Genomic DNA, 14,189 nt, shown 5'->3' on the forward strand with positions numbered 1-14,189 from the left:
ATGGCAGCCGAGATTACCGAAGAACAGCGGCAGGAAAACCGGAAGGCGATGAACCTGTATTTTGGCACCGTGACCGGGGTGCTTGGTGCGTACCTGCTGGGGTATGCGGGATCCCTGATGGAGAGCCTTGCCCTGCCATTCCTGCCATCCTGCGGGGAAGTGTTTTCCCGCCTGGGGCAGATGCAGTTTGGGTTCCACTTAAATTCCTCTGCCATCATTGGGGCAGCGGCAGGGGTGGGCCTGGGTGCGGCAGTGTATTTCCTGGAATCCATCAACCAGGAACGGACCAGTGCCTATGACCAGAAGAAAGTGGCAGGATCCGCACGGTTCCTGTCCAAAAAGGAACTGGCAGAATATGAAAAGGCGTATATCCAGCCGGATCCGGAGGACTTGTCAAAGCCCTTCCCGAACATGATTATGAGCAACCGGTTCCGGCGTCCCATGAATTCCCGGATGCTGATCGGGAACAACAACGTCCTCGTGGTGGGCGGTGCGGGAACCGGAAAATCCAGGTTTGTCGTTAAACCGAATATTTTACAGCTTAACGCCAGCTATGTCATCACCGACCCGTCAGGGGAGATCATCTATTCCCTGGGAAACGTGTTAAAGGACTATGGGTACAAGATCAAGATCCTAAACATTTCCGACATGGCACACAGTAACTGCTACAACCCGTTACACTATATCCGGGATGAGGCAGGGGTCAGTATGCTGATCGACTGCCTGATTAAGAACACGACCCAGGATGGCAGCAAGGGGGACGAGTTCTTTACCAATGCCGAGCGGTTATTGTATTCCGCCTGCATCTTTTACCTGACGGAGTTCTGCAGGGATGAAAGCCGGAAGAACTTTTCGTCCATTGTCAACATGATTAACGCTTCGGCGGTGGATGAAATGAACCCTAACGCCAAGTCTCCGCTGGACTGCCTGTTTGAAGCCCTGCCAAAGGATTCCCTGGCATGGAAGTTCTACAGCTCCTTTAAGCAGGCAACGGGAAAGACCTTAAAAAGTATCATCATCAGCTGTATTACCAGGCTCCAGCCGTTCATGACGCCCCAGGTGGCGAACCTGACACGGACGGACAACATGGAACTGGAAAAGATTGGGGAGGAAAAGACGGCCCTCTTCCTTATCACGCCGCAGGCAGACCGGACCTATTCCTTCCTGGCCTCCATGCTTTATTCCCAGCTGTTTGAGACCCTGTACTACATCGGGGAGCAGCAGAAAGCAGCAGGGGGATCGGAACAGCTGAAGGTGCCGGTACGGTGCATTATGGACGAATTTGCCGTGCGCCCGTAAGCAGGGGGTTCCTTGCGTGGGCTTGTCTGTAATCTGCCTTTGGCAGGGCAGTAGGTTTGATGTGGGGGCTTTTTGAAAGCCGAAATCCTATCATCAGCCGGCTTATCCGAAAGGGAAACCGGACGGGGAGCATAGCATGCCGGCAACGGTGCCATTCAGCCAGCTGTCAGGCTGTGAACGGGCATCCAGATGAAACTCCGTGTATGAGGTTAAACAGCTACACTGCTTGAACGGCAGCCAGAGGGGCTTTATCGTCAGCACTGACGGAAGACAGCTATCATACGTCAGGCAGTGCGGGTGTACGCAGAGTTGTGCAAACTGCGCTTACACACCACATTCCGCACTGACCGGCCGCAATCAGCGGAAAATGGCGAACGCCGTAACCGACAACATGGCACGCTTGTGCAGACAGGCCGAAACGGGGATAGCCTAAACAGGAACGCTTCGAAGGGGAAGCTATGGCAGGGAGTGCCTGAATATCCTGCATGGCTACGGAGTCTCCATAGTAGTCCGAGGCGGTAACACCGTTCCACATGGCGAAGGGAGACAGCGGTCCAACAAAAACAATATCGAGGAAAGGTGTGTGAGACACTATGAGAAGTCCAGATATGGTTTTCCAAATACTACAACAACACGCAACCGATGAAACTTACCGGTACGAACGGCTGTACCGGAATCTGTATCACGAAGATTTGTACTTGCAGGCAGCCAAAAACCTCCCTGCCACGGGGAGCCTGCTGGAACAGGGGAAAGCGGGGGTTTCGTTTTCCCAGACTGGGAAGCACCGGGTGGAACGGCTGATTGGTTCCCTCCGGGACCACAGTTATCGTCCCCAATCCGTAAAGCGGGAGGCTTCCCCGCAGGGAAACCAAAAGAAGTCGCCCCTGGAAGACCGGCTGGTGGAGGAAGCCTTGCGGATGCTTTTGAGGTGCATCTATGAACCGGCCTTTTCCCCCTGTTCCCACGGCTTCCGTCCGGGAAGGAACTGCCAGACCGCACTGCTTCAGGTGAAACACCGGTTTACCGGCACGAAGTGGTTCGTGGAGGGCAGCCTTTCCAATCCAGTCCCGGTTTTGGACCGTCAGGTCCTTACAGGGATCCTGCGCCGGCGGATCCGGGATGAAGCATTCCTGGAACTGGTATGGAAATTCCTGAAAGCGGGATACCTGGACCAGTGGGAAACGGGCAGGACATACAGCGGAACCGCATACGGAAGGGGGCTTGCGCCCCTCCTTGCCAATATCTATTGGGATGAACTGGACCGGTTTATGAAAGGGTACCAGGAAGCTTTTTTCCGGGGAACAGCAAGGAAGCGGAACCCGGAATACATCCGGGAGAAGTCCCGTTACCAGAGGTACCGGAACAAGGTCAAACAGGAATGGGAAGGCTATTCGGAAGAGGAACGCCGGACGGCTCTCCGTACCCAGAAGGCAAAAAAACAGGAGTTCCAGGATATCCCCATGGGGGATCCGATGGATCCGGGGTACCGGAGAATCCAGTACGTGCGGTACTTGAACCAGTTCCTGATCGGCGTCATTGGCAGCAAAGCCGATGCGGCGGCGCTGGCAGGAGAGATCCGGCGGTTCTGCCGGGAGACTTACCACCTGGAACTGCCGGAAAGTGCCCTGCGGATCCGGAGTGGAAAAGAAAAAGCCCGGTTCCTGGAGTATGACGTGACCATCTGCCAGGACCCAGCCCTGAAAAGGGCAAAGGGAAAAGGCACTGTACGGGCGTATACCGGGAAGGTCAAATTATACCTGCCAAAAGAGGCCTGGGTGGGGGAACTGAACCGGTTCGGCGTCCTTCGGATCGTAACCAGGCCCGGGGAGCCGGAAGTCTGGAAGCCCATCCAGCACAACCCGAGCATTTTCCTCCCGGTACCGGTCATGGTCCGGAGGTACAATGCATGGATCCGGGGGATCTATGATTACTACCGCCTTGCGGGCAATGTGTCCGTCTTAAACAAGTTCTCCTATGCCATGGAGTACAGCCTGTATAAGACGGTTGCGGCCAAGTACCGGATCACCATGACCCAGGCGAAACAAAAGTATACCAGGGACCGGGTATTCCGGGTGCCGGACCGGGACGGGAAGGACGCCGTGTTTTACAACGGGGGATTCCGGAAACAGGACACCGCCAAACAGGGGAACGTGGACCTGATGCCGGAATCCGGAAGCCCCATACGTGGGGAAGCGTTGCGTGGAATGTAGAAAAGGACCGTGGGGAGCCGTATACATCGAGAGGTGTACGTGCGGTTCCGTGGCGAGGGTCTGGAAACCTGCTGCCGTGAGAAAGCAAGGCGCCGAGTCCTTAGCCTACAACATTGGAGAAGTGCCGCAGTTCCCAAGCAAGCTGTCCACCATGCGGAAGTACAACATTTCCGCCACCGTCATCCTGCAGGACATCAGCCAGATCGAATCCATGTACAAGGATGAGTGGAAGACTATTGTGGGAAATTGCAGCAGCATTGTATTCCTGGGTACCCAGGAACCAAACACCTTAAAGTATTTTTCAGAAATGCTGGGAAAGGGAACCGTGAAGAACAAAAGCCGGGGCGTCAGCAAAGGGAAGTCCAACGGTTCCAACCAGTCCTTCCAGAACACCGGAAGGGAACTCATGTTCCCGGACGAACTGGCAAGGATGCCGTCCAGTGAGTGCATCGTGTTCACCCAGAACATGAGGCCGGTGCGGGATGACAAGTACAAGTACGAACGTCACCCGAGGTACCACCTGACTGCCGATGCGGACAACACCCTGGGATTCCAGTACAACACCATGCCGGCCTATGACAACAACCATCGGTGCAATATCAGCAGTCTCCTGAAAGCCAAAGCGGAAGCCGCAAGGGCCAGGGAGGAGCAGATGGTGACGGATGGCCGGACACTGGACAAGAAGGCAAGGACGCCGCTGGCGACGGAAGAGGCACTGGACCGGCTGGAATTCCCGTCCGAGGAGGCCACCTACCTTGCCTATACGGAGGACCTGCAGCGGCAGTGGCTGGAGGACAAGCATGACCTGGCACAGGCACGGGCAGAGCACCTGCCGGTGAAGCGGCTGCTCCGGATCTTAAAGCAGAGCCTCCCGGTGATACCGGAGAAGACCCTGCTGGGGATCACTGACCTGCACCTGCCGGACCACAAGGTGGCGGTGGCAGTGTCCGACCCGGACCTGATAGACTGCATGAAAAACCAGTTTGCAGAAGGGGTGGAGCTGCGGGACGGGTTTGTCGTTGCGTGGGTCAATAAAAATCTGCTGGACGATTATCTGAAAGCGGCAGAGAAGGCTTTCCAAAAACGGAAGGCATCGTAACAATCATAACCAAAAGGGAAATCTTCCATATTGAGGGGGCAGCATACGATTGCTGCCCTTTTTAACAACTACCAGAAAAGGAGGCAGCCTTTTGAAAAAGAAACAGCAGAAACAGCAAGATTTTGAACAGCATATCCGGGACCTGTTGCAATCCACGGGGGCAGACCAGAAGCCGGCTCAGGGCAGGGTCTCCCAGAACCTCCGGGATGCCCAGCGGGAATATGAGGAAACCGTGGCGGCAAAGCGTGGGATCGGAAAAGAAGCGAAAGCCGCACCCGCCTGGAAGCAGGAAGCGGCAGAGAAACCGGCAGAACCGGCTCAGAGGGCCCCAGACTGGGAACCATCCCGGATGGGTCGGGAGTCCCGCCATAGCAGTCCGGAACCATCCCATTTCGGGCAACGGCATATGGAACCAGGGAAAAGAAACAAAGAGCCAGAGAGCCCGGATACCGGATTCCGGAATTCCAGAAGCGCCCGGAGAGAAGAACCGTGGGAGCCGTCCACGCAGCAGGCGCAGCCGGAGGAATGGGGGAATCCGTTTACCGCAAAAAACTTCGCTTTCGGAGGGGAACCGGACCGGACCGGGGAATCCCCTGCAGCAGAAGATTCTTACGGGGCGGGAACCGCTCCGGGAAGAAGGCAGACGTCCGGCACGTCCGACTCCCCGGTGTATGATTACACCAGCCGGCAGACCATCCAGGACGCCCAGAGAGACTACGAACGGGACGTGGCGGCAAAACGGGGATACCAGGCAGGCTGGACCCGGTCAGAAGTTCCGGGACGGATGGAGTCCCCTGCACAGCAAGCAGAACCCGCCAACTATGAAGCCGGAGCCGCAGGAGAAGGACGCCACACTTCTCTGAACGGGCCTTCCAGCCCGGGAGCTGGGGAACACTGGGACAGTGACTCCCAACCACCGGTCAGGCAGACTGCGTTCGACACCAGAACCATCCGGCAGCCGGACCATCCGGGAGCTGGAAGGGAGCCGTCTGTACCAGCCATGGGAGAAATCCCGCATCCCGGCACGGAGGCCTTTGACGGGGCAGCCCGTTCTCCGCTTCTGCAGGCCCAGCGGGAATATGAACAGCGGGTAGCAGAACAGCGAGGCAGGAACCGGGAGCCGGGTACCACGTTCCCGGATCAGGAAAGGATTCCGGAACACACGCCGGAGGAAGGGGAGAACTTTTACATCAGCCGGATCAACGGAGGGCGGGGCGTGGATCCCGCAAAGATTAGGCGTACCGGGATTGATTTATCGGAACTCTATGAGCAGAGCGCCCGGGGCGGGGAAGCAAAGTCGGACTTTACCCGGATAACAGGAGGGGCTTCTGAGGAAGACTTAAAGCAGCTACTGTCCAGCCGGAATTTTCAACATACCACGGGGAAACGGTACCGGATTGCCGGATACGTCCGGCAGACCATCGGAACCGCAGGGACATATCTGTACGAGAACTCCACGGCAGGAACGGATCCTGCCCAGGGCATCCGCCTGACTTCGGAACTGTCCACTGCTGCAGTGGGAATGATTTCCGACCGTGCCAAAGCCTCCATGGTCACTGCCATGCGCAAGGAACTGGGATTCCGGCTGAACAGGAAGGCAAATGAGGGCAGCGTATTTGGAAAGAACCGGGTGTACATTGCCAATCCGGAACTGGGAATCAACAAACAGGAGCTGGAAGAGCTGGAACATGAGCTGGATTCCATGTTGGCAAAATCCGGCATGAAACGGCTGAAAGGAAATTATGTCCAGCAGCAGTCCACCATCAACCGGTTCCTGAAAAAGAACAAGGAAAAGCTGACTGCAACCGAAGCAGCAGCCCTGCGGATGCGGAAGGACATTGCAAAGGTAAAAACCCTGGAAGGGTCCCTGAAGCAGGGCAGGAGAAAGAGGTTCCGGCATCTGAAGATGAAAGTGAAGCGCTACATGCAGCAGTCGGATGCGGGTTTCGGTGCCGTGTTTTTGACGACACTCTTACGCAGGAGCGTACAGGTGCTGAGAATGGGAATGCGACTTGGCATGAAGACCCTCCGGATGGCCGCCCTGTCCGGGAAGCTGGTCATGCGGGGAGCGGCCCAGGCGGCGGCACGGCTTGCCAAGACCCAGCTGGCACAGAAACTGGCACAGACCAAGGCCGGGGAGGCAGCCCAGGCGCTTGCCCAGGGCGCAAAGCGTGGGGCAGAGAAGGCGGCAAAGCACCGGGCCAGCTTAAAGGAACGGTACCACCGCTCCCGGCTCGGGAAGATCATGGACGCCTTCCAGCGGCGGCATGAACGCTTCCGGCAGTTTACCAAAGACCCGTTTTCCTTAAAGAAACGTCGGCGGGAGCTGCTTCTGTCACTGAAAAAGTCCAAAGCCGCAAAGCCGGTCATGGCAGTGGCGAAACCCATCCAGGTGGTCAAGAGTGCGCTGGGGTACCTGCTGTCGGGGCTGATGGCAGCGGCCTCCGCCCTGATGACGGTCCTTTTGATTGCCTGCGCCCTGTTCCTGGTCATTGCCATCCTGGTCTGCGTCATTGCGGGGATTGTCACTGCCCTGATCGGTGCCTTTGATTTCTCCGCCAATGAGGATGAAATCATTGAGGCGTCCTTTGCAGCCATCAAGGAGTGTTACGATGCCCAGAACCAGCAGATCGCAGACATGAACGACGGGCGGTACCGGAGCTTCACCATCCAGTATGAAACGGTGAAGGACTTCGATTTGTACAACCAGGAAGACCATAAGCCGGAAAGCCCGTTCGTGGAGACCACCAACTCGGCGGAACTCCTATGCATGGCAACGGTCTACTTTGACTTCGACCTGGAAGAGGCCGGGAAGGACAAGGTGGTGGACTACGTGAAAAAGCTGTATAACGGCTCCCACCTGTTAAGCGTGGTGGAGACGCCACACACCTATACGGACGAAGAGGGGAATGAGTACACCGTGGTGGATGCCAACGCCACCCTGACGACCTACTATTTCAATGACCTCTTTGAATGTTCCCTGACCAGTTCCTCCGGCGGCGTCCTTGCGGGGACGGAAGTTGCGGAACAGGTATGGAACTATTTCCGTTCCCTGGGCTTTTCGGAACAGGCTACGGCGGGCATCATGGGGAATATGTACCAGGAGTCCGGTATGGACCCGACCAGGATCCAGAACGGCGGCGGCCCGGCAGCCGGGATCTGCCAGTGGGAGAATTATTCCACCCGGTCCGGACGCTGGGGACGGCTGAACAGCAGGGCACAGGCCGAAGGCAAGTCCTGGACAGACCTGAAAGTCCAGCTGGATTTCCTGATGTGGGAACTGCAGGGCGGGGATACCACCTGCCGGAGCATCATGAACAACCGTTACGGCGGCCTGGAAAACTTCAAGCGGACCACCGATGTTGCCTGGGCAGTGGAAGCCTTCGAGCGTTCCTTTGAACGTGCCGGGAAACCGAATATGTCCCGGAGGATCACCCAGGCCAACGCCTACTACAATATGTACCATGGCCGGGAAATCCAAACCGAAACAGCAGAAGACAGTGCAGAATAAGGGGAATCCCCTGGAAGGGAACCTTCCGGGGGATTTTTCCTACCTGATAAACGGATCCGAAAGGGTCCGTTTTCGTATGCAACTTTTTCCGAATTAGCCCAATAATGTAAGCTGATAACAGAACTTCCATATTCTGAAAGAATGTTCGAGTTTACCGCAGGGTCTGCCTGCGGGGAAAGGAAAGGAGGAGACAGGATGCGCCGTGTTTGCGTGTCCTGCATCAATTTGTGAATACGAAAAAATACCGAACCAGACATGAATTCCATGAACGGATCCAGCCCAAGGGGAACCACTACATCATCGGGCTGGACGCCGGCTATTCCAGCATGAAGGTGTTCCACGAAACCGGGTATTTCTGTATCCCAAGCTTTGTCAAACGGATCACCGAAAACCAGCTGACCATCCAAAGTCCGGAAGATTTGCTGTACCGGGACGGGAATGGGGAGTTGTACCTCATTGGGAAAACCGCCCAGAACCTGGTCAGTTCCACGGACACCAACGACACGGAGAGTGAGTTGTTCTCCAGGAAACGCTACAGCAGCCATGCCTTCCAGATCTTGTGCAATGCCTCCCTGGCGCTTGCCATGCAAAAGAAAAAGGACAACCGTTCCCCGGTAGTCCAGACAGGATTGCCGCCTGCCTACCTGGAAGCGGATTCCCAGGCCATGCGGAAAGCCTTATGCGGCACCCGGGAGTTTGAATTGAAAGTGGGCCTGGAGCCATGGAAGCTGTGCAGGCTGGACTTCCGGCCGGACCAGATCTACCTCATGCCCCAGCCGGCAGGATCCTTGTATTCGGCCCTGATCCGCAGCAACGGGGAGTATGCCCCGGATGCCAGGGACCTTCTGTACAGCAATTCCCTGGTGCTGGACATCGGCTTTGGCACCTTTGACTTTTATGGGTTAAAAAGCCGTGCCATCGTATGCCGGGAGAGCATTGACGACATCGGGATGCGGGAGGTGTTAAAGGAGACCTCCGGCAGGATCTTAGACGACCTGCAGGAAGACATCCGGGTACCGGCACTGCAGAAATGCCTGGAGCGTGGCACCGTGGAGTATGTCAACGAGGAACAGATGGAAGCCGGGGAAAAGGACCTCTCCCCGTACCTGGAACAGGCAAGCGGGGACGTGTTCAAAAAGGCCATGGAAAAGGCACGGAACGTCACCAATTCCTTCCGGGAATACAAGTACCTGATTGTGGGCGGGGGAACCGGGGAAGCCTGGTATGCGAAGATCTGCGACTACTTGAAAGGGATGAAGACCCTGCAGATCCTCCCGAGCAACCGGAACGACCCGACCCTGCCGTTCCTGTATTCCAATGTGCGGGGGTACTACCTGTACCGCTACAGCATGGACAAAAACAATAAGAGGTGATTGGAATGCCAAGATATCAAATCCGGCTGTACAAGCCCCATGACCTGGACCTGATGGAACTGGTGGCCCGCCACCGGTTCTGCCTGCAGAAGGCGGCGTACTGCTGTCTGGCGGCGTTCGTGGAAGGGAAGCATTTCGTGATCCGGATCCCAGAACTCCGTGAGGAACCCCTGCCGGCGAAAAAGGTCTATGCCCGTACCCTGCGGCTGTCAGGAGAGAAAGAGAAAGACCGGGAGATCATCCGGCTTTTAAACCATATCACGCCGGGGTACCGGAACAACTTTATCAAAAACCTGCTTCGGCTGTACCTGATGTATCCGGCAACCGGGCAGTTTTTCCGTGACCCGAAAGACCTTGCCGCCTTTGCAGAACGGTACCAGTGCCTCCGGAAAGGGAAGCCCCTGGCAGACGCCGCATCCTTTACAGAACGGGAACCGGCACGGAACCGGAAGCCGAAGCCTGTGGCAACGGAACCGGAGGCGGCAAACGGGAAGGGGTCGGACACACCGGCACCGGAAACCCGCAAGGCACCGGACAGGACAGGGGAGAAACGAGGTGCCCCGGCAGCGTCCGCACCCGGAGAGGGAATGAAACAGCAGGAGGCGGCAGGGACGCCTGTGGATGCCCGGTTCATATCCCCGGACGTGCCGCTTCCGGGGACAGAGGAAGAAGACCTGACGGACCTCTTCTCCGCCTTAATTTAACAGTTTACGAAAGGAGCAGAAAATACTATGGAACCAACCAAGATTGCACTGAAACCCAAAGAGGAGCAGGAGCTGGAAGACAAGTTAAAGGACCTGCTGGAGTTTGCCCAGATCCACCATCTGCCGTGTTTCTTTTCCGTCGTGACAGGGAACACGGAAAAAGGGACCAAGTACCGGAATCTGGTGTACAGTGCCCAGACCAACCGGATCCAGCTGGCAGATGACCGGATCCGGAAGCACCTGCTAATCGCTTCCGGTTTTGAGGCAGTGCCGCCACGGGAATCCCTGGATCTGGACATGGCAGACCTGCTGAACCGGGCAGGGGGAGGGGACGAACATGGCAGCCTTTGATAACCGGGTGTTCCTGGCGTCCCTTGCCGACATCCGGGAATGGGGAAGCCGGAGCGCCACGGTACTGAACACCCTGGAAAAGACCGATATCATCTTCCTCCTGGACGGCGGGGAGGAGCCAAGCACTGCCCAGAAGAACCTCCTTCAGAACATGAAGAAGAAGGCGCAGGTCAAGGTCATGGAGCTTTCCGGGGAGGAGCCGCTGGAAGCGGGTCTCCGGATCCTCCGGGACTACCTGGACAAGGAGGAGGCCAAAAAGAAGGTGTACCTGATCGGGAGCACCATGGAAGGGCTGCGGGAACGGGAAGGGGAACTGGCGGCGGCCTGTGAGTCCCTGACCTTCCACAAGAACTTCCAGGTCAAGCAGATCCGGAAAGAAAAGGAGCCGGAGGAAGACCTGCAGTATAACCTGATGGACATGATCGGCCTGGCAACGGAAGGCCACAAGATGCCGGAGGGGGACAAGGGGAAGCTGCCTGGGAAGCCACGCAGTGGGGAAAAGAAACCGGGGAAGCCGTCGGGGAAAGGCCCTGCCCCGGCACGCCAGCAGATGACCGAGGCTTCCGGGAAGGACGTGGAGCAGCAGATCTTCAATACCAGGGGGCAGAAGCAGGAGTACCAGGAGTTCCATAACCAGCTGGACGACGCCAAAGCCCTCCTGATGCTGGAACTGCAGAACCGCCTCCACGAACACATCAAAAAGGAACTGTTCGGGATGCAGGAGACGGTGGTGCTGAGTATGCAGCAGCTGTTGGGGTTCACGGTACTGATCCTGCGGTCCTCCAACGCCGAGGAGTTCAACCTGTCCTGGTCGGTCACGGAACGGAACCCGGAAATGGAACTCAAAGAGTCCGTCTTCCAAAAAATCAAACAGGAAGCCGCCTACTATGAAAAAGTCAGCGTGCTCCTGTACGAGGAGGACCTATGGTAGCGGCATTGGACCAGGCCGGGGAGTCCTGCCTTGGCCTGTTATCCCACATCACGGACCGCATGGGGCTGCAGATTGCCGTCCTGACGGCGGTGTTTGCCCTCCTTGTTTCCCTGACCCTCTACCGGATCCCACGGTACCCGAAAGCTGCCCTGGGGCCGGTGTCCATGGCCTTTGCCCTGTGGGTCCAGTACGTCATTGAACGGATGCCCATGGTCCATGAACGGATGCACCTGGCCCTTGCCACCACCGCCGGGATCATCCAGGCATCGGAGGACTACCTTGCCTCCTTTGTCTCCCGGTCGGGGATCGGGGCGGCAGCCGCCGGGGACAGCGGGAACATAGCATCTTTCCTTTATTACCTGACATCGGCAGAGCGGGATGCCTGGAAGTGCAGCCCCCAGGACCTGTACACCCACCTGTTCCGTACCATGGACCAGATCCGGGGCATGGGCATCTTCCCGGACGTCCACAAATCCCTGTGGGGAACCTGGGGCCTGGTGCTGCCCGTCCTTCTGGTGCTGGTGGCGGTGCTTGCCGCAACGGAACAGCAAAACGGCACCTGGCAGAAGGGCAGGCTTCTGTGGCTCCTCCCCCAGGTACTCTTCATCGGCTATGCGGCATACCAGTCCATGGGGATGTTCCTGTGCGTGGCACTCCTGTGGGTCTTGGAGACCCTGTTCCTTGCCCTCCGGCAGGATGAGACGAAAAAACGGAATCAGGTTCCGTTTTCTCAAAAACGAGAAAATAAAGATTGATGTAAGGCAAATAAAAGAAAAATGGCAGAATTGTAAGAAATTAATTTCATAGATGGCGCTGGCGTCAAAAAACGGAACCGGCAGGGGCGCACGTCCCGGCACCGGAAATTCGTTCCCCCTTTCGATCTTCCATATTAGGGGCATCTTAGAAGAAAGGGGTATCACACAATGAATCTTACAATGAGCAAACCGAACATCGGGAAACGGCAGTTACTCATGACGGCCGTCCTTCTGGGGCTGCTGACAGCAATGGTGACAATCTGCCCGGCGTTTGCTGCAGATGCACCATCGGAGCTGACAAGCATTCTCGGCACACTGCTTGAGTACATCGGCATCATTTTCCGTGCCATCGGAATCCTGCTTGCCATCTATGCCTTTGGGCAGATGATCCTGGCATTCAAGGATGAAAACCCGGACGCCAAGTCAAAATCTGCATCCATCCTGGTAGTCGGGATCCTGCTGATCGCAATGCCTACCATTATCGAAGCGTTGGATCTGCTTGAATATTTGAGTTAATTTTGTTCAAAACCGGAGGAAGAAATCCCGCATTTCTTCCTTCTTTTTCAGAAAGGGGGATTTTGTTGGATCATTTAATCTACAATGCCTTGTCAGTGATCTTTGACAACACCCTGGCTCAGAACGTGGCGGATTTCATGAGCTATATCGTCAACGGCCTTGCGGCGGTCATGACCATTTCCGAGATCCGGGACATGGTAACCATCTTCTCGGCGGCGGCAGGGACCCTGATTGTGATTTACTACTTTATGGACATGGCAGGGCAGGCATCCCGGGACATGATTACCCTGGAGCGCCTGATCCTTTCCTTTGTCAAGCTGATGATCGGGATCATGATCCTGATCTACCTGCCGGAAATCCTGTCCGCCCTGTTTACCATCGTCCACCTGATCTATGAGGGAATCAGCGGCCAGGACCTAAGCGATGTGAACTTAGGAGTTAAGTTCTGGGGACAGAACACTTTCCCGTCCTGGGAGACGGTCAAGGACGAAAAGATTGTCGGGAACGGCATCAAAGCCATCACCGGGAACCTGGGTGCCATGATTATCTGTATGCTGACTTATCTGACCGGATGGGCAGCCCGGATCGCAGCCTATTTCCTTGCGGTATCCAATGCCGTCATGCTGGTGACCCGTGCGATTTTCAGCCCCATTGCGGTGGCGCAGTGCTTTGAGGACCAGTCCCGCAGCAATGCCGTGCGGTACTTGAAGAAGTTCGCAGCGGACGGCCTGTCCCTGGCAGTCATTGCGGGCATCCTGTATGCCGCATCCCGGCTGCAGGCGACCGTGACCACCACCGTGCTCCATGCAAGCGGGATCACTGCAGTGTCATCGGATAATGCCATGGAGATCGTATCCAACTACGGACTTGTTGCGGCCATCCTGGTCATCAACCTGGGAGCCATCGGTGCCATCATGAAAGCCAACCAGCTGGCAAGCGATGTCGTTGGGGCACATTAAATCAGGGAAGGAGATTTGCGATGATTGAAGTAAAAGTACCAAAGGACATACTGAAATACAAGACCCGCCTGGTAGGGCCGTTCACCAGCCGCCAGATCCTCTGCCTGGGAATTGCGCTGGCGTTCGACGTCCTGTTTTACAAGCTGGCCTACCAGCCCCTGGGGATGCCGGTGGAATTTCTGTTCTACGTGATCCTGTTCCTGGACATCCCCATCATGGCCTTCGGCTACTGCACGCCGATGGACCTGCCGCTGGAAAAGTATTTGAAGATCCTGGTCCAGACCAAGTTCCTGGCACCGTCCAGGAGGAAAAACGTCCGCCGGTTCCTGAAAGCAGAGCCGGGGGACGGTAAGAAACCAAAGAAGTCAAAAACCTACAAGGCATTCAAGTAAAGGGTTCCGCCCCGTGGGCGGGACCCCTCTTTTTGCCTGTTTCCCCAAGGGCGTGGGAAATCTTCCATATTGAGGGAAACGGATTCAGA

At 56.5% G+C, this 14,189-nt stretch carries 12 protein-coding genes; all 12 read left to right on the forward strand.

The window, feature by feature from the left end; genetic code table 11:
- Complete coding sequence (locus B5E64_RS05945) at window positions 1-1,299, forward strand: type IV secretory system conjugative DNA transfer family protein (RefSeq protein WP_087167618.1); 1,299 nt, start codon at window positions 1-3, stop codon at window positions 1,297-1,299.
- Between the two features lie 593 nt (window positions 1,300-1,892).
- Window positions 1,893-3,509: a reverse transcriptase/maturase family protein gene (locus B5E64_RS05950; protein WP_087167619.1), complete on the forward strand. Its 1,617-nt coding sequence runs from the start codon at window positions 1,893-1,895 to the stop codon at window positions 3,507-3,509.
- A gap of 76 nt (window positions 3,510-3,585) precedes the next feature.
- Window positions 3,586-4,608, forward strand: a complete 1,023-nt coding sequence (locus tag B5E64_RS05955; RefSeq protein WP_140398836.1) for a TraG/TraD/VirD4 family protein — start codon at window positions 3,586-3,588, stop codon at window positions 4,606-4,608.
- A gap of 91 nt (window positions 4,609-4,699) precedes the next feature.
- A complete protein-coding gene (locus B5E64_RS05960; RefSeq protein WP_087167621.1) occupies window positions 4,700-8,119 on the forward strand; it encodes a phage tail tip lysozyme in 3,420 nt (1,139 codons plus the stop codon).
- A 227-nt stretch (window positions 8,120-8,346) separates the two neighbouring features.
- Window positions 8,347-9,492 (forward strand): ParM/StbA family protein, encoded by a 1,146-nt coding sequence (locus tag B5E64_RS05965; protein WP_140398837.1) that lies wholly within the window; start codon window positions 8,347-8,349, stop codon window positions 9,490-9,492.
- Between the two features lie 5 nt (window positions 9,493-9,497).
- Complete coding sequence (locus B5E64_RS05970) at window positions 9,498-10,196, forward strand: hypothetical protein (RefSeq protein WP_087167623.1); 699 nt, start codon at window positions 9,498-9,500, stop codon at window positions 10,194-10,196.
- A 27-nt stretch (window positions 10,197-10,223) separates the two neighbouring features.
- On the forward strand, window positions 10,224-10,547 hold the full coding sequence (locus B5E64_RS05975) for a hypothetical protein (RefSeq protein ID WP_087167624.1): 324 nt from the start codon (window positions 10,224-10,226) through the stop codon (window positions 10,545-10,547).
- Complete coding sequence (locus B5E64_RS05980) at window positions 10,534-11,478, forward strand: hypothetical protein (protein WP_087167625.1); 945 nt, start codon at window positions 10,534-10,536, stop codon at window positions 11,476-11,478. Before B5E64_RS05975 ends, B5E64_RS05980 begins: the two co-directional genes overlap by 14 nt.
- Window positions 11,472-12,233: a hypothetical protein gene (locus tag B5E64_RS05985; protein ID WP_087167626.1), complete on the forward strand. Its 762-nt coding sequence runs from the start codon at window positions 11,472-11,474 to the stop codon at window positions 12,231-12,233. Before B5E64_RS05980 ends, B5E64_RS05985 begins: the two co-directional genes overlap by 7 nt.
- Before the next feature lie 168 nt (window positions 12,234-12,401).
- Entirely contained in the window at window positions 12,402-12,749 is a 348-nt protein-coding gene (locus B5E64_RS05990; protein WP_087167627.1) for a hypothetical protein, read from the forward strand.
- Window positions 12,750-12,814: 65 nt separating this feature from the next.
- Complete coding sequence (locus B5E64_RS05995) at window positions 12,815-13,708, forward strand: hypothetical protein (RefSeq protein WP_087167628.1); 894 nt, start codon at window positions 12,815-12,817, stop codon at window positions 13,706-13,708.
- Between the two features lie 20 nt (window positions 13,709-13,728).
- Window positions 13,729-14,100, forward strand: coding sequence for a PrgI family protein (locus B5E64_RS06000; protein WP_087167629.1), 372 nt, complete (start codon window positions 13,729-13,731; stop codon window positions 14,098-14,100).
- The last annotated feature ends 89 nt before the right edge of the window (window positions 14,101-14,189 follow it).

It is taken from the genome of Drancourtella sp. An12, from assembly GCF_002160935.1.
Classification (GTDB): Bacteria; Bacillota; Clostridia; order Lachnospirales; family Lachnospiraceae; genus Sellimonas; species Sellimonas catena.